The organism is Pseudomonas sp. MDV22-iso1 (genome assembly GCF_058145095.1).
The window spans coordinates 59,213-80,829 of the sequence record NZ_JBYVMF010000010.1 but is presented as its reverse complement, the minus strand read 5'-3'; the positions used below and the strand labels follow the sequence as shown (position 1 = coordinate 80,829).

Sequence of the window (21,617 nt, the reverse complement as noted above, 5' to 3'; positions counted from 1 at the left end):
GATGTTGCCTGACACGGCGCCATCGCGAGCAGGCTCACTCCTACAGTTTGATCGGCGGTGGGCACTGGGTCTGGGTCCAACACGAATCCCCTGTGGGAGCTGGCTTGCCGGCGATAGCGGTGGAACATACAGCATCGATGTTGCCTGACACGGCGCCATCGCGAGCAGGCTCACTCCTACAGTTTGATCGGGTGCATCTGCAAGGAAGGATTGGCTGTCGGGCCGTCATCGTCTGAATGCCGCATGGGCCTAGTTCAGCCAACTGTTGCCTCACCAACACTCGCCGCACACATTGTTCTTTCTGACGCCGCGCACTGCCCCATCCTCCACTCAAACCCCCGTGTTTGCTGCTGCAAAAAACCGGCATGCCTTGTGCAATAGCCCTGTTCCCGGACTATAGGCATCAGGACCCATGCGAGCACTTGCCCCTTATTTGCGACTTTACGGCAGCCGACCCAGGTCGCTGTTCAAGCACACGCCCATTGTCGGTATCGCTGCGATGTGCAGTCTGTTGATTGGCTGCGGTCAGGGCGAGTCCACGGTGGCTCGCAGCGATCAGCCGGTCAGCGGCGGGACGTTGGTGTACGCCACTGACCGCGAGCCCACGTGCCTTGATCCGCATGTGGGCGGCGACATGCCGCAGGTTTTCGTAGCGCAGCAGTACCTCGATTCGCTGGTTTCCATGGACGAGGAGGGCCGTATTGGTCCTTGGCTGGCCGAGCGCTGGGAGGTGTCCGCCGATGGTCTGGCGTACACCTTCCATTTGCGCAATGACGTGCGCTTCACCGACGGCACGCCGTTCAATGCTGCCGCGGTCAAGGCCAATCTGGATCACATGGCCAACCCGAAAACCCAGTCCAGCACGGCCGGTGGCTACATTCGCCAGTACCGCAGCACCGACGTGCTGGATGACACCACCGCCGTGGTGCACCTGGCGACGCCGTATGCCGCGTTTCTGGAAGTGCTGGCGCAAGGTTTTCTCGGGATTCAATCGCCCACCGCGTTGACGCGCCCTCGTGACGAGAACTGTGAAAGTCCGGTGGGCAGTGGCCCGTTCAAGGTCGTGCGTTGGGATCGTCAGAGCCAGGTAGAACTGGTGCGCAACCCCGATTACAACTGGGCCCCGCCCACGGCCAATCATCAAGGGCCGGCCTGGCTGGACCGTATTGTCTGGAAATTCATTCAAGAGCCGTCGGTGCGTTTTGCGTCGTTGCAGGCCGGCGAAGTGGATGTGATTGAGGCCTTGCCGCCGGAATCCCACGAAGCTGCCCGACGCAATCCGGACCTCGCGTTGATCATCGCCCAGCGTCCGGGCAATCCCACCAATGGCACGCTGAACATCACTCGCGCACCGTTCAATGACCTGAAAGTACGCGAAGCCTTTGTACGCAGCGCGGATGTCGAGGGCGCGTTGAAAAGCGTGTACTTCAATGAGTTCCCGCGGGCAGGTGGGCCGCTCAGTTCAGCCACACGTTTCTACAGCCCGGACTTCCAGAGCGCCCAGGATTACCAACCCGCCAGAGCCGCGCGGCTGTTGGATGAAGCGGGCTGGACCACCCGCGATGCCGAAGGTTACCGGACCCGGGACGGCAAGCGTTTGCAGGTTCACGTGATCATGGGCAATCGCACGCCGCCCTCTGAATACACCCTCTGGGAACAGGTGCAGGCGACCACGCGTCAAGCCGGTTTTGAGTTGATCGTCGAGCAAATGAGCGACGTGCAGAGCACCAAGCGTCAGGCCGACTGGGATTACGACATCCGGCTGGGCTACTGGAACACCAACACCGCCGACGTGCTGCGGATCATCTTCGGCGCTGATTTCATCAGTCCCGCGGGCGTCGGCGGGTATCACCAGAACACCGCCGGCTACACCGATCCCACGTTCGAAGGGCTCGTCCAGGGGGCGTTGACCACCCAGGACGCCGAGCAACGCCGGGCGCTGTATTACCAGGCGCAACAGCTGGCTTCGAGTCAGTACCTGCAATTGACCACCTACCCGCAGAGTTCGCGACTGGGTATCTACAAGACCACTCAAGGCGTGCGCCTGGAACCTTCTCTGGCAGTGACGTACCTCTATGACGCATGGGTGAACAAATGACGAGTGAATCGTTGGTCAACGAACTTCCCAACCCACGGCGCGAGCGTCTTGCCCGGTTGGGACGACGCGCGCTGTGGCGTTTGCTGGGTGGCGTATTGGTGTTGTGGGCGGTGGCGACACTGACGTTTTTCGCCCTGCGCCTGATGCCGGGTGATCCGGTGCTGGCCATTCTCGGCGGGCCGAGTGGCAACCCGACAGCCGAAACCATCGCCGAGGCCACCCGTGAATACGGTTTGGACAAACCTTTGGCGGTTCAGTACGCGCTGTACCTGGGCCGTCTGGTTCAGGGGGACCTGGGGGTGTCCTATTCCCAGCACCTGCCGGTGACCCGCGTGCTCGCGGAACAGTCCTGGCCCACCCTGGAGCTGACCCTGACCTCGCTGGTGCTGGCCTGGATACTGGTGCTGGCGCTGACCGTGCTGACGGCGGGCCGTCGGCGTTGGGTGTCGAGCCTGGCTTCGCTGGCGGAAACCCTGTCGGCCGCTCTCCCGCATTTCTGGCTCGGGATCTTGCTGCTGGCGGTATTCGCTTTCGGCCTGCGGCTGTTCCCGCCCGCCGGCAGTGATGGTTGGCGCACTTTGGTGTTGCCGTCGGTGGCGTTGGCGATCCCGTTGGCCGGATTCATCGCACAGGTCACCCGTGAGTCCCTCGAACTGACCCTGGATCAACCCTTTGTGTTGACCGCCCGCACCCGTGGACTCAGTGACACGGCGGTGCGTTTCAAGCACGCGCTGCGCCACGCCGTGTTGCCCGGCATCTCGTTGTCCGGCTGGGCGATTGGCGCCCTCATCAGTGGTGCCGTGGTGATCGAAGTGATCTTTTCCCGCAAAGGGCTTGGCCGTCAGTTGTACCAGGCGGTGCAGGCACAGGACCTGCCGCTGACCATCGGCATCAGCCTGGTGGTCGCCGCCGGGTATGTGCTGGCCAACACCCTCGTCGATCTGCTGTACCTCTGGGTCGACCCACGACAACAGGAGCACGCGGCATGAGTGAACTCCTCCTCGACACACCGCTGCCCGGCATCCGGGTTCAACGCACACCGCGCAAGTGGCGCCTTGGTCCTTTTCTGGCCGTCAGCTTTCTTGGGTTTCTGATCATCGCAGCAGTGTTGCCGCAACTCTTCGCCCACAGCGATCCGTTGGCGATCGTGCCGCACGACGCTTTTCATCCACCCGGCTGGGCGCATTGGTTCGGCACTGATCAGTCCGGGCGCGACATCTTTTCCCGGGTGATCTATGGCACACGCCAATCGCTGTTCATCGGTCTGGCCGCCACGGCCTTGGCGATGTCCATTGCGATTGTTCTGGGACTGCTCGGCGGCCTGGGAGGCGCTTACCTGGACAGAGGCGTTGGCTGGTTGCTGGAAATTCTCTTCGCGTTCCCAAGCCTGATTCTCGCGCTGCTGTTCGTCGCGGTGTTTGGCAGCGGCATTGGTCCGTTGATTGTCGCCACCGGGTTGGGCGGTGCGCCTGGCTACGCGCGGATGGTGCGCGGCCAGGTGTTGGCGGTGCGCAACGCCGGCTACATCGAATCGGCGAAAGCCCTCGGCCATCCGCCGCTGCGAATCATTACCCGTCAGCTTCTGCCCAACGCCATGCGCCCGCTGATTGTCACGCTGACCATGGGCGTCGGCCAGGCCATCGTCTGGGCTTCGGCCTTGAGCTTTCTGGGGCTGGGTGCCCGGCCGCCAGCGCCGGAGTGGGGGACGATGCTGTCGATGGGGCGTGATTTCATTGCCAACGCCTGGTGGCTGACGTTTTTCCCGGGGCTGTTCATCGTCCTGACCACGCTGTCGACCACGGTCGCTGGCCGTTACCTGCAACAACGCCTGGAGGGCCGTCTCGCATGAGCGATAAACAGTTGATCGTCGAAGGCCTGTCCATCGAATTCGCCGGCCAGTCGGTGGTGCGCAACCTGTCGTTCACTCTCGCGCCGGGCAAGACCCTGGCGTTGGTGGGGGAGTCCGGTTCCGGCAAGAGCGTCACTGCCCGCAGCCTGATCGGCCTGGCAGGCGCCGGCGCGCGAGTGACCGCGCGCACCCTCAGTTACGGCGGACAGGATTTGCTCAGCTTGTCCGAGCGCAGTTGGCGCGGCTTGCGCGGCAAGAGCATCGGTTTTGTGTTGCAGGATGCCCTGGTGTCGCTCGACCCGTTGCGCCCGGTGGGCAAGGAAATCCTCGAAGTGCTCCAGACCCACGACTGGGGTGACCGTCGCAGCCGGCCGGAACGGGTCATCGAACTGCTTGAAAAAGTCGGCGTGCCGGAGCCTCGGTTAAGGGCGCGCCAACGTCCCGACCAATTGTCCGGAGGCCTGCGCCAACGCGCGCTGATCGCCAGTGCGCTGGCGCTGAGCCCCGGCCTGGTGATCGCGGACGAGCCGACCACGGCCCTGGATGCCACGGTGCAGGCGCAAATTCTGCAAGTGCTGCAGGAAATCAAGGCACGGGGTGACTCGTTGCTGATCATCAGCCATGACCTGGCCGTGGTCGCACAACTGGCCGATGAGGTGCTGGTGCTGCGTCACGGCGAAGTGGTCGAGCAAGGACCGATGGACCAGGTATTGCGTCATCCGCGCCATCCTTACACCCGAGCGTTGCTTGATGCCGTGCCCGCCGAGCATGCCCGGGGCACGCGCTTGTCGCCGGAGCGCAATACCGTTGCCGCGCCACCACGACCGGGTGCGGATTCGCCGGTGGTGCTGAAGGCAACGCAGCTGGGCAAACGTTACGTCGGCCCGGATCAGCAATCGCGTCAGGTGGTGGATGACGTCAGTTTTGAGCTGCGGGCGGGGCGCACGCTGGGGATCGTCGGCGAATCGGGATCGGGCAAAACCACGGTGGCGCGCATCGTCCTTGGCCTGCTGGAACCGGACGCCGGACGGGTGCGGTTTCTCGATAAACCCTGGTCTGGCGCCGGTGACGAACGCGTGCAGGAAAAGCACCGGCGGCTGTACCGACGGGACATCAGCGTGATCTATCAGGACTCCCTGAGTTCGTTCGACCCACGCTGGAGCGTCGGGCAGATTCTCGCCGATGCGCTGGACGTCGCCGGCATCGCGCCAGACCAACAGCCCGCGCGAATCGCGCAACTGTTGGATCAAGTGCGTCTGCCCAAAGAGCTGGCGGTTCGACGGCCATTGCAGCTGTCGGGCGGACAGCGTCAGCGCGTCGCCATCGCCCGGGCCATCGCGAGTAGTCCGAAAGTCATTATCTGTGACGAGCCGGTCTCGGCGCTGGACGTGTCGGTTCAGGCCCAGGTGCTGGACCTGCTGGCCGATCTGCAAGCGACCCTGGGGCTGGCGTATCTGTTCATCTCGCACGACCTGGGGGTTATCCGCCACGTCAGCGACGACGTACTGGTGATGCGCCACGGCAAGGTCGTTGAAAGCGCCACGGTCGAGACGCTCTTTGAAAACCCGCAGCACGAGTACACCCGTCGACTGCTGGGGGCGGTGCCGCGTTTGCCGAGCGCCGAGACAACTTTGGTCGTGCCGCCGCTGGAACCGGAAGACGCGGCGTGGCTGTTTGATGAATCCCGGCTTTGGAAAATCGCCATTTAAGTTCGAACCTTGAACAAGGAACTGCCATGACTACGTTGACTGCTGTACCCAAGACACCGGTTGCTTCGGTGGAAGAACTCAATGCCCGCGCCGACCGTTTGTTGCCGCAGATCGCCGCAGGCGCGGCGCAACGTGAGCGTGATCGGCAATTGCCTTATGAGGCCGTGGCGCAGATCGCCCAGGCGGGATTGTTCACCGTGCGGATCCCGACCCGCTTCGGCGGCGCCGGGGGTTCGGTCAAGGATGCGATTGCGTTGTTGATTCGGATCGCCTCGGCCGACTCCAATGTGGCCCAGGCGCTGCGCCCCGGTTTCGGTTTTATCGAAGGGCTGCTGGCGTCCCGGGCCGACGGGGCGGAGGGCGAACGTGAGCGCTGGTTCGAGCGTTATCTGCAGGGCGCCGTGGTCGGGAATGCCGGGTGGGAAGTGGGCGGTGCAAACGGTTCGATCAGCGCGCGGATCGTGCGTGACGGCGATCACTACCGCGCCACCGGCAGCAAGTACTACAGCACCGGATCGTTGTACGCAGACTGGGTCAGCGCCGTCGCCCTGGACGAGAACGAGCAACCGGTGTCGTTCATTCTTCCCCGTGATCGCAAGGGGCTGGAATTGCTCGACGATTTCGACGCGATGGGCCAGCGCCTGACCGCCAGCGGGACCACCCATTTGCATGACGTGGTGGTGAAGGCCGACGAGATTCGCACGCGCACCGTGGAGGAGGGCAAACGCACCATCGTCACGCCGTTTCTTCAGGTATTCCTCGCGGCCGTCCAGGCGGGTATCGCACGCAATGCGTTGAACGATGCGGTCGCGTTTGCCAATGATCATGCGCGCCCGATCAAGCACAGTACGGCGACGCGGTCGGTTGACGACCCTTATGTAGAACTCAGTGTCGGCGATATTTCGGCCCGTGCGTTCACGGCGGAAGCGGTGGTGTTAAGGGCTGCAGAAGCCATCGACCGGGCCTGGGCAGCCGACCTCGATCCGCAGGCGGTGGATCAGGCGGCGGTCGATGTCGCGCAGGCGCAATACATCGCGGCCGAGTCTGCGCTCAAGGCGGCAGAGCTGGTATTTGACGTGGGCGGCGCCTCTACAACGGGTCGCGCACATAACCTGGACCGTCACTGGCGCAACGCGCGCACCGTGGCCAATCACAACCCTCGGCACTGGAAAGCGGCCGCCGTGGGTGCCTGGCAACTCAAAGGAACGCCGCCACCGACATCGGGATTGTTTTAAGCATGGGCCGGAGTGCGCGTCGAACAGGCGCCTTTATCAGGCGGATGACCCGAGGGCGTCATGGGCGCGACTGAACGCATCGATACGCTTGACCGGGTCGCCCTTCGACCTGTCGACCCGGCGGCCGGCACGAGCCTGCGCCGGGTGCCGATGATCATCGGCTGTGCGCTGTTCATGGAACTGATCGACGCCACGGCGGTGCTCACGGCGTTGCCGCAGATGGCCCGGGATTTCGGTGAGCCCAGCGTGCGCATGAACCTGGTGGTGTCGCTGTATTTGCTGGCGGTGGCGCTGTTTGTCCCGGTCAGTGGTTGGGCGGCGGATCGCTTCGGGCCTCGACGGGTGTTCGTCAGTGCGATCGTGCTGTTCACCCTAGCATCGGTGGCCTGCGCCTGTTCGGGCTCGCTGTTGCAACTGTCACTGGCGCGCATGGCGCAAGGGGCGGCCGGGGCCATGATGGTGCCGGTGGGGCAGGTAATTCTGTTGCGCTGGTCGGCGCGGGAGAACCTGCTGCGCGCGATGTCCTACCTGACGATTCCGGCGCTGATCGGGCCTGTTTTAGGGCCGCCGTTGGGCGGTTTGCTGGTGACCCTGTTGTCGTGGCACTGGATCTTCCTGATCAATGTGCCGATCGGCCTGTTGGGCATCGCGCTGGTGGTGCGCTACATCCCCGATTACCCCGGTTCGCGCGGGCGGCCACTGGACGTCCCCGGACTTTTGCTCAGCGCGGTCGGCCTCGGCGGTCTGGTGTTTGGTTTCGAGGCATTCGGTCACGGCTTGCTGGCGCGGCAGTGGGCGATGCTGCTGATTGCGTTGGGGGTATTGAGTGCCTGGTTGTACGTCAGGTATGCCCGGCGTTCGGCGCATCCGCTGATTGATTTCTCCTTGCTGCGGATCCCGACCTTCGGGGTGAGTTTCTGGGGCGGCAACCTGATGCGAATCGGCAGTGCGTCACAGCCTTTTCTGTTGGTGCTGCTGTTTCAGCTGTGCTTTGGCCTGAATCCGCTGGAAGCCGGCCTGTTGAGTTTTGCGGGCGGGGCAGGCGCTTTCCTGATGAAGCTGCTGGCAGTGCGAATCGTCAGCCGGTTCGGCTTCAGGCGCACGCTGATCGGCAACGCAGTGCTGACGGGGCTGACGATCATTGCTTGCGGAATGTTCGAAGTGTCCACCCCTTACTGGATCGTCGTGCTGGTGTTGTTCGGTAGCGGCATCATCCGTTCGCTGCAGTTCAGCACCCTGGGCGCCTTGACCTATGCCGATGTGCCGCCGGAACAGTCCAGTCGGGCCAGCAGCCTGTCGGCGATGACCATCCAGCTGACGATGAGTTTGTCAGTGGGCATCGCTGCTGCGTTGCTGAGCCTGACCATGTCTCTGCGCGGGCATGCCAGTCTCGAGCAGAGCGATGTGGCGCTGGTCATGGTGTTCGGTGGGGTGGTGTGTGCCTTGTCGGGCCTGGTGTTTCGCCGGCTTTCGCCCTCGGCGGGTTCGGCTGTGTACGCCGGGCGTTCCGGCTGATTCGTTGTTTTTAGCTATTGAACCGGGCACCTCGCGTGCCTCTTTTGCCTGAAAGCTGCGCGGCCACAGGCGTTATTCAGGAATGCCATCCGTCATGACCTCGTCTTTTTCACCTTTCACGCCCCGTGATCGCCGGTTGCACAACTGGAAAGTCCAGCATCTGCCGGCCACGCCGGGTGCGTTCGTGCGTTTTTTTATCGGCAACTTCAAAGGCTGGTACGTGGCGATCCTGCTGCTGCAGATCGCTGCAGTGGTGTGCACCATCCTCATTCCGTGGGGGCTGGGCCAGATCACCCGCACGGTCAGCAACGGGCTGGATGCCGAGCGCGCGTTCGAGGTGCTGCAGTGGCCCTTGACCCTGTTCGGCGCGTTGCTGGTGCTGGAAGTGTTATTCACCCGAGCTGCCGCGGGTTGCCACATTCACGTCTTGCCGTTGCAGCGGCGTACAGTCACCCATGTGGTGTTCGCCTATCTGCAGCAGCATTCGCATCGGTTCATCAGCAACGAATTTGCCGGCGCCCTTGCGCACCGGGTGTCCGAGATTGCACTCGGGGTCAATCAGACCCTGAGCATCCTGCTGTTCGATCTCATCCCGCTGCTGGTCACGCTGAGCATGGCCACGGTGTTGCTGTGGACGGCCTCGCCGTTTCTGGCGATGTTCATGGCGGTTTGGTCGCTGCTGTTCATTGCCGTGTGTTATCTGCTGGCGCGCCGCAGCCATCCTCTGGCCCAGCAATACTCGGCAGCGCGCAGCACCAGCTCGGGAAAAGTCGTCGACGCCGTGTCCAACCTCGCCAACATCCGCTTGTTTGCCCGTCATGCGTTCGAGCACAGCTATCTGGGCACGTTCCTGGACAAGGAAGTGGCTGCGGCGTATCGCTCGCTGGGGTACATGGAGAAGATCCGCTGGTTTCAAACCGGTTGTGGCGTGGTCCTCAAACTGGGGCTGTTGCTGGTGGCGCTGTACCTGTGGCGCACGCAGCGCATCGACATCGCCGCGTTTGTGATGTCGACCAGCCTTTCGCTGTTGATCATCAGCGACGTGGGGAACCTGTCCCGGCGTTTTCTGGAATTCTTCGAGGCGACCGGGAACATTGCCAACGGCGTGCGCACGCTGATCCGTCCGCACGAAGTGATTGACCGGCCCGGTGCGTCAGCCTTGCAGGTCAAGCGTGGCGATATCGAGTTTCGCGACGTTGGCTTCAGCTACGGTTCTGACCAGCCAATTTTCAGCCGGCTGAATATCGTGATTCCCGCGGGACAGAAAGTCGGGCTGGTGGGCTCTTCGGGGTCAGGCAAATCGACCCTGCTCAATCTGCTGCTGCGCTTGTATGACGTGCAGCAGGGTGCGGTGCTGATTGACGGCGTGGATGTGCGCGATGCGACGCAGCATTCGCTGCACCAGCAGATCGGCCTGATCCCGCAAGAGCCTGGCCTGTTCCACCGCAGCATTCGCGAGAACATTCATTACGGGCGCCTGGATGCCTCGATGGATGAGGTGGCCGAAGCGATCCATCGCGCGGGTGCCAGCGAATTCATCGACAGCATGGAAGACGGCTATGAGTCGCTGGTGGGGGAGCGCGGCGTGAAACTGTCGGGTGGCCAACGGCAACGGATTGCTATCGCGCGCGTGCTACTGAAGAACGCGCCGATCCTGGTCATGGACGAGGCCACCTCAAGCCTGGACTCGATCACAGAGCGCTTCATTCAAGACAAACTAGACGAAATCATGGAAGACAAGACGGTGGTCGTGGTCGCACATCGGCTGTCGACTGTCGCCCATCTGGACCGCATTCTGGTGTTCGATAACGGCCGGGTGATCGAGGATGGCAGCCATGAGGAACTGCTGCGCCAGGGGGGACAATATTCACGCCTGTGGAGTCGTCAGTTCAGTGCCGCGTTCGATGAAGCGGTGGTGTGATTTGATGGGGCGGCGGCTTTGGTTGCGTAAACGGACGTCTTCAAGACGTGAAGTGTTGTGAGCGAAACAGCCCTTCAGCAATGTGTACTTCTGCACCACGATAGAGGCTCGTATTTACCTGTTTTTACTGCGTTTTCTGCTGGCACGAACCCTGCAAAAGCCGAGGTGAGAGCGCGACTATACACATAGATGCTCCAACCATTAATCAGGCCAGGAGTATCGAAACGATGTGGCAGAAGTTTGAAGCACGCGCTCTGGGGCTGGACCCGTTCAAGACGGCGTCCAGCCTGGGCATTCTGATGATGCTGGTACAGGGCACTTGCGCGGCGGCTCAAGCGCAGCCGACAGGTCAGGACCCGACATTGGCCACGGTGGTGGTCACCGGAGCCCAGGCCACCGAGGTTCAGAAAGCTCAACGGCAGCTGGAGAAAGTGGCGGGGCAGACCGCTGTGGTGGACAACCGGGAAATCGAACGCGGTCGGGCTGCCAATGCCGAGGACGTGCTGGCCTTGCAGCCGGGGGTGTTTGCCCAGGCCACCAGCGGGTCCGGCGCCAACAAGATTTCGATCCGCGGCTCGGGGCTCAATACGTTCTATCAAGGCTACGTGTTGGGGATCAAATTCCTGTTTGACGGGCTGCCGCTGACAGGGCCGGGCGGTACGCAGGAGGACATGCTCGACATGGCATCGGTGGATCACACCGAAGTGCTCTACGGCGCTAACGCCTTTAACTATTCAGCGTTGTCACTGGGCGGTGCCATCAACTTCGTCAGCAAGACCGGTCGCACCGATCCGGGCAATTACGCGCGCTTCGAAGTCGGCAGTTTCGGCTATCGCAAGCAGCAGTTGAGTACGGGCGGGGTGGTCGATAACAGTGACTACTACGTCAGTATTTTGCACAACGAGCGGGACGGTTATCAGGACAACACGCCTAATGAAGGGCAGGGCATCGTGGCCAACTTCGGGCATGTGTTCAACCCCAAGCTGGAGACGCGATTCTTCGTGCGCTATCGCGAAGAAACGCTCACCCAGGGCAATACGCTGACCAAGTACCAGATCAAGCATGACCCCAAGAGCAACAACGTCCCGACCGGTCGACAGAAGGACGGATCGACCCTGTTGGGCAGCAAGACCACTTACACCTTCGACGACAATGCGAAACTGGAAGTCGGCCTGGGTTATAACGACTACCCCTTGTACAACGGCTGGCGGTACTCCGCGACGCCCCAGGATTGGCGATCCAAGGACATCAACCTGACCCTGCGCTACCTGCGTACCGGCGATACATTCCTCGGATTGCCCAGCGACAGCAGCGTGACCTTCAGCAACACCCGCGCGTACCTGGCGGATGTGAAATCTCACGCCAAGGGCACCGACACCAAGCTGCAGGAAACCAACTACACGGGTTCGCGCGATACCGTGTTCTCTTTGGGCAACGAGCTGCAATTCGGCGAACGTACCTGGCTGTCCACCGGCCTGTCGTTTATCGATATCAAGCGCAAGGCGCAGATCGAATACACCACGGGCACCAACACCACGGCGTTTCCCAACGGGGTCGAGTACAACGAGCACGACATCGCGCCGCGTATCGGCCTGCGTTACCAGCTGACCCCGGAATTTGAAGTGTTCGGCAACGCCAGTCGCTCAATCGATCCGCCGGTGACCTGGCAATTGGGAAGCACCGGGACGCCTTATATCCGTGATGTGCGGCCGCAGAAAGGCAACACGGTCGAGTTTGGTATTCGCGGCGGGCACGGTATTTTCGATGGCAGCCTGACGGTTTATCGCTCGTGGATTCAGAAGGAGCTGCTGTCGATCGTGGTGCGTCAGGCGACGGCCACGCAGGATCAACTGGTGGCCACTTCGAACGGCAGCGGGACCATTCACCAAGGGATCGAAGCGGGGCTGAATGCGCAGCTTTGGGAAGGTCAGAATGGCGACACGGTGACGTTGCGCCAGGCGTATACCTTCAACGATTTCCACTATCGCGACGACGACACGTTCGGCGGCAACGAGCTGCCAAGCTTGCCGCGCGAGGTCTATCAGGCCGAGCTTCAATATCGGCAAACCGCTGGCTTCTACGCGCAGCTCAATGCGCGCGCTGCTTCCAGCTATTACGTCGATTTTGCCAACACCCTCAGCGCGCCGTCCTACACGATCTGGGGCGCGAAAGTGGGCTATGAAGCCCCGAGTAAAAAGTGGGAAGTGTTTCTGGACGCCCGTAACCTGACCAACGAGCGCTATGCCACGGCGGCGAATACGGCCTACGACGCCAGGGGGCAGGACTCGGCGAACTTCTACCCGGGTGATGCGTTTAACGTGACGACCGGGGTGGCTTTTCGGTTTTAGCGCCTGCTCGCGTTTTGGCTCAGGAGCGCCTGAAGCAAGCTGAGGCAGCGCAGGCATTCAATGGGGGCCGTTGATGCTGGATGAACCACGGGTCAGACGCTTGAGCGCGATGACCATCAGGCCCCCGGTAACTCCCATTCCTGTGAGAAAAAGCGGATACGCCACCCACCACGGAACGGCCGAGGTCATCATGCTGAACTCGGACATGCCGCCGATGCTGGCGATCAGGTTGAGCGGCAGGAAGACCACATTGATCAGCGTCAGTTTGCGCAGCAGGTTGTTCATGGTGTTGTTCATCAAATTGCCCCGCGCATCGATCAGGCCGGCAAACACCCTGGAGTAGATCTCCGCCTGTTTGTTGCACTGGGTGTTCTCGATGATCAGATCGTCGATCAGCGCGATCGCCTCGGCGCTGAAGTGCTCTTTTTCTGCGTGGTTGCGCAACCGGGTCAGGACAGCGCCATTGCTGTGAATCGCGTTGATGTAATAGATCAGGCTTTCGCTGAGGTTGAACATCTGGATCAGATGCCGATTCTCCATTGATGTGTTGAACTTCTGCTGCAGTTCTCGAGCCACCAACTTGATCACCTTGAGGTGACCCAGGTAGTGGTGGAGGTTGTTGAACAGCATGTCCAGCAACACGTCCAGCGGGGTGTACAACGGGTGCCGCACGCCCAATCCGCTCAGTTGGGAATCGTCGGTTGCAATGACCAGCAGGCGTGTTTTGGAGAACAGCAGGCCGAACGACGACACCTCAAACGTCAGGCTTTGCGCACCCGAGTAACTTTCCGGACGCTTCCAGATCAGGAACAGATTGTCCGGGTGGAACTCGATGCGTGAGACCTCGTCCGGGTCCAGTGCCGAAGCCAGCGCGTGATCGTCCAGTTTGAAATCGCTGCGCAGCAGATCCCGTTCTGCAGCGTCGGGATTGCTGAACAACATGACCTCGGCATTGAGGTGTCCAACCGGTACCAACGCCCCATTGGCGAGCTGAAAAGGCTTGATCACATCTGGCCTCTGGCGTTGTTGGCCGGGAAAGTCCGCGTTTTGCAGGATGGGTTTCGATTCAAGCGCTCACCAGGCCTGGCCGCGGCGCTTGAGTTCCAGGCGCCGGACGAATTCCTCCAGCACCAATGAATACAAATCATCCTGCAAGTAGGCATCCTCGGTGCCGGCGTCCATGTTCGGGTTGTCGTTGACCTCGATCACCACCACCTTTTCGCCGGACTGCTTGAGGTCGACGCCGTACAAACCATCACCAATGAGGTTGGCGGTCTTCACCGCCAGTTCGACCACCGCTCGCGGTGCCTCGTGGACCGCGAGGGTCCGGCATTCACCGTTGATGTCCTGGCCCTTGGCTTTGTGGTTGTAGATCTGCCAGTGACCTTTGGACATGAAGTACTGGCAAGCGAAAATCGGCTTGCGGTTGAGCACGCCGATGCGCCAATCGTATTCGGTGTAAAAGAACTCCTGAGCCAGCAACAGCACCGAATGTTCGAATAGCTCGGAGGTGGCTTCCAGCAAAGCTTGCTGGCTTTCGACCTTGATTACGCCACGGGAAAAACACCCATCGGGAATCTTCAGCACCAGGGGAAACCCCAGGCGTTCACCGACCCGCTCGAATTCTTCCGGTCGTTCCTTGTAGAGAATCTCGGTGGCTGGCATGCCCAGTTGATGGCTTTTAAGCAGGTCGGTCAGGTACACCTTATTGGTACAGCGCAGGATTGAAGCGGGATCGTCCATCACCACCAACCCTTCACTTTCGGCTTTCTTGGCGAAGCGGTAGGTATGGTTACCCACGCTAGTGGTTTCTCGAATCAGCAGGGCGTCGTATTCGGCGATGCGTGAATAGTCCTTCTTTTCGATCAGATCGACATCGATACCCAGGGTTTTGCCGACCCGGATAAAACTCTCGAGTGCCTTGGCATTGGAAGGCGGCAGCGCTTCTTGCGGGTCATGCAAGATGGCCAGGTCATAGCGGGCCACGCGGGGTGAACGTGGCATTCGCCAGATCTTGCGACTGAAACTGTCCAGCGAGTTGGCGAAATGATCTTCCTGGTCTTCGCGTAATTTGTGCAATACGCCGGATCTTATTCCCTCGATGCGCCAGCTGGTGCTTTTACGGAATTCAATCAAGAGGATCGGGCACGGGAATGTTTCGAACAGTTGTCGCGCCAGTTCTTGCAAGGGTTCCAGGTTGGTTTTGCCGAAGTAGAGTGTCAGTGTGAATCCTTCGGTATTGCTATAAAGGTGGTTATTGAGTGCTTTGTCCAGCGCTTTGTCCAGGTCATCCAGAGCCAGGCCGTACAATGATTTTCGGGTCAGCTCACTGATTGTTCGTACCGATGGAATAACTTTGTGGCCACGGGCTTCCGCCAAAAGTGAGCAGTAATAACCATGCCCGAGATACTTGTAGCTGCGGCACAGGTTAATCACCTGAACACGCTTGCCAGCCTCGCTTTCAGGGGGTTGCTCGAGGTACTCCTGGGCACTCATCACGTCTTCTGAAGGGAAGTAGGAAGCCCAGTCTTCTTTTCGTTCGACAATAATAACGACTTGGCTGGTTCTTCTAGGTTCGCCCGATAAATAAGTTGGTTTTGATATTGCTGTTATCCGATTTTGTTCTGATACTTTGCGCAAGTAACCCTGTGCCGCTGACATAAGAGAAGGTCCGTTGGAGAACAAGTCCTTATCTATTAAGCATGAAATTTTCAGGAAGTCTCGTTTCGTTACGCAACTTTTACGGCGGTCATATGAACCTGTTATTTCGCAAGGCTACACCCCATGATCTGAAGTCCCTGCTGGTGCTGGAAGAACAGTGTTTTACTTCTGATCGACTGACGGCGCGCAGTTTTCGATGGATGATCAGTCGAGCCCACGCCAGCCTGATCGTCGCTCAGGCCGGGGGTCAATTGATGGGTTACTGCCTGGTCTTGTTTCGTCGCGGCACTTCCCTGGCGCGTCTGTATTCGATCGCTATCGCCAGCCACAGTCGTGGCCTCGGCCTGGGAAAACAGCTTTTGGATCAGGCGGAAGAGAGTGCTCGCGCGCATGAGTGCGCCTGCCTGCGGCTGGAAGTCCGACCCGACAATCCAGTCGCCCTCTCTCTTTATGAGCGTAATGGCTACAGGCGCTTTGCTGTCGTACCCGACTACTACGAAGACCATGTGCATGCGCTGCGGCTGGAGAAGCGCATCCTGCACTTACGGGAAAGCCGTGAATGGCAGGTGCTTGAAAAAAAACGGCAGCCCGAGGCTGCCGTTGTCCGTTGCCTGATCGAATCCGGTCAGACGATTCCGGTCAGGTAATAGACGCCGATCACGAAAAACGCCGCGAGTATCTTGAAGATCGTCATGCCGAAAATGTCTTTGTAGGCCTGACGATGGGTCAGTCAGTCGCGCGGTCGGGAATCCGGACAGGAATACAGCGATGTCTCACCGCCGCTCGGGTTTTTCATCGGCAATCTCCATTTATCGTTTGAAGGTGTTGCTTTCCGTGCGTCTTCTACACTGACCAAGCCCTCTCGTGACCCGCTCCTCACGACGTCGGGCTCACTGCCTTTTGCACGTTTGCTGGTAACGCTTTCGAGCCTTTGCGGGTTCACGCAGGCACTGATAAGCAACCTGCAACCTCACACCCACCTGATCGCGAGGGGACACACGCCATGAACGCAATTACGACCAAAGACGGCACCAGGATTTTCTACAAGGATTGGGGCCCGAAAGACGCGACGCCTATCGTGTTTCACCACGGTTGGCCGTTGAGTGCGGATGACTGGGACAATCAGATGATGTTCTTCTTGCTCAAAGGCTACCGGGTGATCGCGCATGACCGTCGCGGACACGGGCGCTCGACCCAGACGTGGGAGGGCAACGAAATGGACACCTACACCGCCGATGTCATTGAGTTGACCGATGCGCTCGACCTCAAGGGCGCGATCCATGTCGGCCACTCGACCGGCGGCGGAGAAGTAGCACGCTACGCCGCGCGAGCCAAACCAGGACGCGTTGCCAAGGCCGTATTGATCAGCGCGGTTCCACCCATCATGGTCAAGTCGGAAAAGAATCCTGGAGGTTTACCCCTGGAGGTGTTCGACGGTTTCCGTTCGGCATTGGTTGCCAGTCGTGCGCAGTTCTACGTGGACGTGCCGGCGGGGCCGTTCTACGGTTTCAATCGACCCGGGGCCGAGGTTTCGCAAGGTGTCATCGACAACTGGTGGCGCCAGGGCATGATGGGCGGTGCAAAGGCTCATTACGACTGCATCAAGGCGTTTTCCGAGACCGATTTCACCGAAGATTTGAAAGCGATTGAGGTGCCGACGCTGGTCATGCATGGCGAGGACGATCAAATCGTGCCGTTTGCAGACTCGGCGCCGCTTTCGGCCAAACTCCTGAGGCATGCCACGCTCAAAACGTACCCGGGCTTTCCTCACGGAATGCCGACGACCAACGCGGATCAGATCAATGCTGATGTGTTGGCGTTTATTCGCGGCTGAGGTTTTAGCGAGCGCCGCCGGCGGTTTCTCTGGCGAAAAAAACACCCTGCGAAAGCTTGACCTTCGCAGGGTGAATTAAACCTCTCGATAAGCGGCGCTTCTCAGCACCGTTGAATCATCGGTTTTTTATTGCGGACCCAGCTTGTCGATCAGCGCTGCAAGCATTTCGTATTCTTGCGAGGTCAGGTCGGTGAGCGGGGCGCGCACCGGTCCGGCATCGTAACCGACGATTTTTGCGCCGGCCTTGACGATGCTCACGCCATAGCCCTGGCAGCGGTTACGAATGTCAAGGTACGGCAGGAAGAAGTCGTCGATCAACTTGCCGACCGCTTCGTGATCTTCCCGAACGATGGCGTGATAGAAGTCCATTGCGGTTTTCGGGATGAAGTTGAACACCGCCGAAGAGTAGACCGGCACGCCCAGCGCCCGATACGCCGCTGCATAGACTTCGGCGGTTGGCAGACCACCCAGATAGGTCAGACGATCGCCGATGCGACGGCGGATCGACACCATCAACTCGATATCACCTAGGCCGTCCTTGTAGCCGATCAGGTTCGGGCAGCGCTCGGCCAGCCGTTCCAGCAACGGAGCGGTCAGGCGGCAGACGTTACGGTTGTAGACCACCACACCGATCTTCACCGATTTGCACACGGCTTCTACGTGGGCGGCGACGCCGTCCTGACTGGCTTCGGTCAGGTAGTGCGGCAGCAGCAACAGGCCTTTGGCGCCCAGACGCTCGGCTTCCTGCGCATATTCGATGGCTTGACGGGTCGAACCGCAAACCCCGGCCAGAATCGGCACGCTGGTTGCGCAGGTGTCGACGGCGGTCTTGATGATTTCCGAGTATTCGCTGGCTGCCAGAGAGAAGAATTCGCCGGTGCCGCCTGCAGCGAACAGGGCGCTGGCGCCGTACGGGGCCAGCCACTCAAGGCGTTTAACGTAACCAGCGCGGTGGAAATCGCCCTGGGCATTGAAGTCGGTCACCGGGAAAGACAGCAGGCCGGAGGAGAGGATCGATTTCAGTTCTTGTGGGTTCATTGTTAGAAATATCCTTATTAGCGTACGGAGATAGGTCGCGGTGTTGTTCGTTGTTGTACGTCATCGTACAACCTAAAATGACGATGCTCAAGACGATCAGGCAGATTAAATTTCAGGGGTGGATTGGTTACTGCTTCCGGGGGAGGCTGACCGTCCTCCAGAGAGGTTGCACGATCAGCGAAGCCCCGTGATCAATGCTGCAAGATCTTCGACAGGAAGCTGCGTGCGCGGTCTGTGCGAGGCGCACCGAAGAACTCTTCAGACTTCACATCTTCGATAATCTCGCCGCCATCCATGAACACGATGCGGTCAGCGACCTTGCGCGCGAAGCCCATTTCGTGGGTGACACACATCATGGTCATGCCCTCGTGGGCCAATTCGACCATCACGTCCAGCACTTCATTGACCATCTCGGGATCGAGTGCCGAAGTAGGCTCATCGAACAGCATCGCGATCGGGTCCATGGCAAGGGCGCGAGCGATCGCGACTCGTTGCTGCTGACCACCGGACAACTGGATCGGATACTTTTGCGCATGGCTCTTGAGCCCTACGCGCTCCAGCAACATCATGCTTTTTTTCGTCGCAGTCACGTGGTCCCGGCGCAATACCTTCATTTGGGCAAGGTTGAGGTTTTCGATGATGGTCAGGTGCCCAAAGAGTTCGAAATGCTGGAACACCATCCCTACACGCGCACGCAGTTTGGGCAAGTCCACGCCCTTGCCGGTGACGGACTGGCCTTCGATGAATATCTCGCCTTCCTGAACCGGTTCCAGCCCGTTCACGCACTTGATCAGGGTGCTTTTACCCGAGCCGGATGGCCCGCATACCACCATCACTTCGCCGCGAGAGAGTTGTGTGGTGCAATTTTTCAGGACCTGAAAGTTGCCATACCATTTACTCAGGTTTTTCATCTGGATCATGCTGTTTTCCCTATGTTTCTTTTCATGCGTTTAGTCAGGCTGGACAGCAAATAGCAGATCACCAGGTAGACGAGGGCGACGAACAAATACAGCTCGACCAGACGCCCGTCACGTTGGGCGAACTTGCTGGCCGCTCCGGTGAAATCGGCGATGGACAGCACGTACACCAGCGAGGTGTCCTGGAACAGGATGATGGTTTGGGTCAGCAATAGCGGCGCCATGCGGCGCAACGCCTGGGGCAGGATCACGTAGATCATCGATTGCGACGGCCGCAGGCCAAGGGCCGCTGCAGCCTGTTTCTGACCGCCGCTGATGCTCTGGATACCGCCACGAATGATTTCGCTGTAGTACGCCGCTTCGAACATGCAGAAGGTCACGAATGCAGTCACCACCGGGCCGATCTGCACTGGCCGTTCTGTGCCGAAAGCCATTTGCAGCAGCAAGGGCATCAGGAAGTAGAACCAGAAAATCACCAGGACCAGCGGAATGCTGCGCATCACGGTGACGTAGCCCAGGGCAAAGCCACGCAAGACGCGGTTGTGCGACAGGCGCATGAGTGCCAGCAAGGTGCCGGCGACGATCCCCACCGACATCGCCACCAGGGTCAGCAGCAAGGTAAATTTCAGGCCGCTCCACAGCGCCGGCATGGCCCTGACAATGACACTTGGATCTAGATCAAACATGACTTACCTCGTCGCGCCGCGAATGGTCAGTGAACGTTCGATATGACCCATGACGAAAGTCACCAGCAGCGAAATGACCACATAGATCACGGTCGCGGCAGTGAAGGCTTCGAAGGTATTGAACGAGTATTCGCTGACGTTGCGTGCTTGTGCAGTCAGCTCCATCAGGCCAATGGTCAGCGCCACGGATGAGTTCTTCAGGGTGTTCAGCGCTTCGGAAGTCAGTGGCGGGAACACCACCCGGATGGCCTGGGGCAGCAGCACCTGCAGGTACATCTGCGTCGGCCGCAAGCCCAGCGCCAGTGCCGCACCACGTTGGCCCTCAGCAACTGATTCGATGCCGGCCTTGAACAGCTCCGACAGCTTGGCCGAGGTGAACAGCGTCAGGGCGACGACAGCACTGAAGAAGGAGGGGTAAGGCAAATCCTGCTTGAGGTAGTCACCGAGCGAGATCGGCAGCAGCTCGGGCACGACGAAGAAGCAGATGAACATCTGCACCAGCAGGGGGATGTTGCGGAACACTTCGGTGTACAGGTTGCACAACCACACGACGGGTCGCAGTGTCGTGGTGCGCAGGGTGCCGATCAAGCCACCGATCAGGAACGCCAGGATAAACGCGGCGAGGGTAGTCGCCAGCGTCCAGCTCGTGCCAGTGATCAGCCAATACAGATACGAAGACGTCTCTCCGGGCGCGGAACCCCAGAAGACGCCCCAATTCCAGTTGTAATCCATGAAAACACCAACCTTGGTGAGGGTGCGCAGCCTGGAACAGCCAGCAGTACCTGCCAATCAGGCTCGCTTGAACGGCTTTATTGGCAGGTATCGAGGCGTGTCCACCCGGCACAGTGACGGGTCGGGATCAGACGCCGGTATCGTTCGGGTTCGCGATGGCTTCTTTGAGCGCTTCGCTCATGGGCAGATTGATCACCGCATTCTTCGGAGGGATCGGCTGCTGGAACCATTTCGGATACTGGGTGTTGATCTCGCCGCTGCTGTAGAGGTTGCGCAGAACGTCATCGGCGAACGCCTTGAACTGCCCATCGTTTTTGCGAATGCCGATGGCATAAGGTTCAGCGGACATCGGCTCGGGCAGCAAGGTGTAGGCGTCCGGGTTGCGACTTTGGGCGATGGTTGCCATCAACTGCACGTCGTCATTGATGTAGGCAACGGCGCGCCCCGTCTCCAGCATCAGGAAGGCTTCGCCGCCATCCTTGGCATTGAGGATTTTCAAACTCAAGGCTTTTTCGCGGTCGAGGTTCTTGGTGATCCATTCGCCGCTACCCCCGGTGATGACCACCACGGATTTGCCTTTGAGATCGGCAACGCTGTTGATGCCGGCGGTTTTTTTCACTGCGTATTTGGCGCTGGCCACGTAGCTGGTGAGCAGGAAACCGATTTGTTTCTGGCGCTCCACGGTGTTGGTGGTGACGCCGCATTCCAGATCGATGGTGCCGTTGATCAACAGAGGCGTACGAGTGGCTGCGACCACCGAGACGTACTCGGTCTTGAGGTTGGGTTCACCGACTTTGACTTTGATTTGATCGACGATTTTTTTGCACAGTTCAATGCTGTAGCCGATGGGCTGCTGGGCATCATTGAGGTAGGAGAAGGGCAACGACGCGTCGCGATAACCCAGGGTGACGGTGCCCAGCTCCTTGATTTTTTTCAGTGTTCCGGTGAGGTCGTCAGCCTGTGCAGCGCTGGTGCTCAGGCACGCAGCGACGATGAGGGCAAGCAGCTTTTTCTTCTGATCGAACATGGGGAATCTCCGATTTATTGTTATGGCAGCTATGGCACAGCGAAAGG

At 59.9% G+C, this 21,617-nt stretch carries 16 protein-coding genes and 1 pseudogene; 10 read left to right on the top strand and 7 right to left on the bottom strand.

What is annotated here, in order from left to right; genetic code table 11:
* Window positions 1–412: 412 nt before the first annotated feature.
* From AC3ZVB_RS13635 to AC3ZVB_RS13600, 8 genes are all read left to right on the top strand, one after another.
* Complete coding sequence (locus tag AC3ZVB_RS13635) at window positions 413–2,098, top strand: ABC transporter substrate-binding protein (protein ID WP_490146793.1); 1,686 nt, start codon at window positions 413–415, stop codon at window positions 2,096–2,098.
* The gene (locus tag AC3ZVB_RS13630; protein WP_490146792.1) at window positions 2,095–3,087 is read left to right on the top strand and encodes an ABC transporter permease; all 993 of its coding nucleotides are present in this window, start codon (window positions 2,095–2,097) and stop codon (window positions 3,085–3,087) included. Before AC3ZVB_RS13635 ends, AC3ZVB_RS13630 begins: the two co-directional genes overlap by 4 nt.
* Window positions 3,084–3,947 (top strand): ABC transporter permease, encoded by an 864-nt coding sequence (locus AC3ZVB_RS13625; protein ID WP_490146791.1) that lies wholly within the window; start codon window positions 3,084–3,086, stop codon window positions 3,945–3,947. Before AC3ZVB_RS13630 ends, AC3ZVB_RS13625 begins: the two co-directional genes overlap by 4 nt.
* Window positions 3,944–5,656, top strand: a complete 1,713-nt coding sequence (locus AC3ZVB_RS13620; protein ID WP_490146790.1) for a dipeptide ABC transporter ATP-binding protein — start codon at window positions 3,944–3,946, stop codon at window positions 5,654–5,656. Before AC3ZVB_RS13625 ends, AC3ZVB_RS13620 begins: the two co-directional genes overlap by 4 nt.
* 26 nt (window positions 5,657–5,682) lie before the next feature.
* A complete protein-coding gene (locus tag AC3ZVB_RS13615; RefSeq protein ID WP_490146789.1) occupies window positions 5,683–6,891 on the top strand; it encodes an acyl-CoA dehydrogenase family protein in 1,209 nt (402 codons plus the stop codon).
* A 150-nt stretch (window positions 6,892–7,041) separates the two neighbouring features.
* Window positions 7,042–8,406 carry an MFS transporter gene (locus tag AC3ZVB_RS13610; protein ID WP_490146853.1) on the top strand — a complete coding sequence of 455 codons (1,365 nt, stop codon included), beginning with the start codon at window positions 7,042–7,044 and terminating at the stop codon, window positions 8,404–8,406.
* A gap of 94 nt (window positions 8,407–8,500) precedes the next feature.
* Window positions 8,501–10,327: an ABC transporter ATP-binding protein gene (locus AC3ZVB_RS13605; RefSeq protein ID WP_490146788.1), complete on the top strand. Its 1,827-nt coding sequence runs from the start codon at window positions 8,501–8,503 to the stop codon at window positions 10,325–10,327.
* A 227-nt stretch (window positions 10,328–10,554) separates the two neighbouring features.
* Window positions 10,555–12,675 (top strand): TonB-dependent receptor family protein, encoded by a 2,121-nt coding sequence (locus AC3ZVB_RS13600; RefSeq protein ID WP_490146787.1) that lies wholly within the window; start codon window positions 10,555–10,557, stop codon window positions 12,673–12,675.
* A 57-nt stretch (window positions 12,676–12,732) separates the two neighbouring features.
* On the opposite strand, the gene AC3ZVB_RS13595 is transcribed toward AC3ZVB_RS13600, so the two are convergent.
* Window positions 12,733–13,683, bottom strand: coding sequence for a magnesium transporter CorA family protein (locus tag AC3ZVB_RS13595; protein WP_162438440.1), 951 nt, complete (start codon window positions 13,681–13,683; stop codon window positions 12,733–12,735).
* Between the two features lie 66 nt (window positions 13,684–13,749).
* A complete protein-coding gene (locus AC3ZVB_RS13590; protein WP_490146786.1) occupies window positions 13,750–15,336 on the bottom strand; it encodes a RimK family ATP-grasp domain-containing protein in 1,587 nt (528 codons plus the stop codon).
* Between the two features lie 92 nt (window positions 15,337–15,428).
* Between AC3ZVB_RS13590 and AC3ZVB_RS13585 the strand changes: the two are divergent.
* Both AC3ZVB_RS13585 and AC3ZVB_RS13580 read left to right on the top strand, forming a co-directional pair.
* Window positions 15,429–15,905: pseudogene (locus AC3ZVB_RS13585) on the top strand (GNAT family N-acetyltransferase); the annotation flags it as partial.
* Between the two features lie 434 nt (window positions 15,906–16,339).
* On the top strand, window positions 16,340–17,170 hold the full coding sequence (locus AC3ZVB_RS13580; protein ID WP_194693700.1) for an alpha/beta fold hydrolase: 831 nt from the start codon (window positions 16,340–16,342) through the stop codon (window positions 17,168–17,170).
* Between the two features lie 126 nt (window positions 17,171–17,296).
* Here the strand turns inward: AC3ZVB_RS13580 and kdgD are convergent, their stop codons facing one another.
* From kdgD to AC3ZVB_RS13555, 5 genes are all read right to left on the bottom strand, one after another.
* The gene (kdgD, locus tag AC3ZVB_RS13575) at window positions 17,297–18,208 is read right to left on the bottom strand and encodes a 5-dehydro-4-deoxyglucarate dehydratase (protein ID WP_490146785.1); all 912 of its coding nucleotides are present in this window, start codon (window positions 18,206–18,208) and stop codon (window positions 17,297–17,299) included.
* A gap of 191 nt (window positions 18,209–18,399) precedes the next feature.
* Window positions 18,400–19,128, bottom strand: coding sequence for an amino acid ABC transporter ATP-binding protein (locus AC3ZVB_RS13570; RefSeq protein ID WP_194693702.1), 729 nt, complete (start codon window positions 19,126–19,128; stop codon window positions 18,400–18,402).
* On the bottom strand, window positions 19,125–19,811 hold the full coding sequence (locus AC3ZVB_RS13565) for an amino acid ABC transporter permease (protein WP_162438445.1): 687 nt from the start codon (window positions 19,809–19,811) through the stop codon (window positions 19,125–19,127). Before AC3ZVB_RS13565 ends, AC3ZVB_RS13570 begins: the two co-directional genes overlap by 4 nt.
* A 3-nt stretch (window positions 19,812–19,814) precedes the next feature.
* Window positions 19,815–20,543, bottom strand: a complete 729-nt coding sequence (locus AC3ZVB_RS13560; protein ID WP_162438446.1) for an amino acid ABC transporter permease — start codon at window positions 20,541–20,543, stop codon at window positions 19,815–19,817.
* A 127-nt stretch (window positions 20,544–20,670) separates the two neighbouring features.
* Entirely contained in the window at window positions 20,671–21,570 is a 900-nt protein-coding gene (locus tag AC3ZVB_RS13555) for a transporter substrate-binding domain-containing protein (RefSeq protein ID WP_490146784.1), read from the bottom strand.
* Between the last annotated feature and the right edge of the window lie 47 nt (window positions 21,571–21,617).

What these genes read in the sequence shown, in the direction of transcription:
- AC3ZVB_RS13635 (WP_490146793.1), top strand. Translation starts at nt 413, where the DNA reads ATGCGAGCACTTGCCCCTTATTTGCGACTTTACGGCAGCCGACCCAGG.
- AC3ZVB_RS13630 (WP_490146792.1), top strand. Translation starts at nt 2,095, where the DNA reads ATGACGAGTGAATCGTTGGTCAACGAACTTCCCAACCCACGGCGCGAG.
- AC3ZVB_RS13625 (WP_490146791.1), top strand. Translation starts at nt 3,084, where the DNA reads ATGAGTGAACTCCTCCTCGACACACCGCTGCCCGGCATCCGGGTTCAA.
- AC3ZVB_RS13620 (WP_490146790.1), top strand. Translation starts at nt 3,944, where the DNA reads ATGAGCGATAAACAGTTGATCGTCGAAGGCCTGTCCATCGAATTCGCC.
- AC3ZVB_RS13615 (WP_490146789.1), top strand. Translation starts at nt 5,683, where the DNA reads ATGACTACGTTGACTGCTGTACCCAAGACACCGGTTGCTTCGGTGGAA.
- AC3ZVB_RS13610 (WP_490146853.1), top strand. Translation starts at nt 7,042, where the DNA reads ATGATCATCGGCTGTGCGCTGTTCATGGAACTGATCGACGCCACGGCG.
- AC3ZVB_RS13605 (WP_490146788.1), top strand. Translation starts at nt 8,501, where the DNA reads ATGACCTCGTCTTTTTCACCTTTCACGCCCCGTGATCGCCGGTTGCAC.
- AC3ZVB_RS13600 (WP_490146787.1), top strand. Translation starts at nt 10,555, where the DNA reads ATGTGGCAGAAGTTTGAAGCACGCGCTCTGGGGCTGGACCCGTTCAAG.
- AC3ZVB_RS13590 (WP_490146786.1), bottom strand. Translation starts at nt 15,336, where the DNA reads ATGTCAGCGGCACAGGGTTACTTGCGCAAAGTATCAGAACAAAATCGG.
- AC3ZVB_RS13580 (WP_194693700.1), top strand. Translation starts at nt 16,340, where the DNA reads ATGAACGCAATTACGACCAAAGACGGCACCAGGATTTTCTACAAGGAT.
- kdgD (WP_490146785.1), bottom strand. Translation starts at nt 18,208, where the DNA reads ATGAACCCACAAGAACTGAAATCGATCCTCTCCTCCGGCCTGCTGTCT.
- AC3ZVB_RS13570 (WP_194693702.1), bottom strand. Translation starts at nt 19,128, where the DNA reads ATGATCCAGATGAAAAACCTGAGTAAATGGTATGGCAACTTTCAGGTC.
- AC3ZVB_RS13565 (WP_162438445.1), bottom strand. Translation starts at nt 19,811, where the DNA reads ATGTTTGATCTAGATCCAAGTGTCATTGTCAGGGCCATGCCGGCGCTG.
- AC3ZVB_RS13560 (WP_162438446.1), bottom strand. Translation starts at nt 20,543, where the DNA reads ATGGATTACAACTGGAATTGGGGCGTCTTCTGGGGTTCCGCGCCCGGA.
- AC3ZVB_RS13555 (WP_490146784.1), bottom strand. Translation starts at nt 21,570, where the DNA reads ATGTTCGATCAGAAGAAAAAGCTGCTTGCCCTCATCGTCGCTGCGTGC.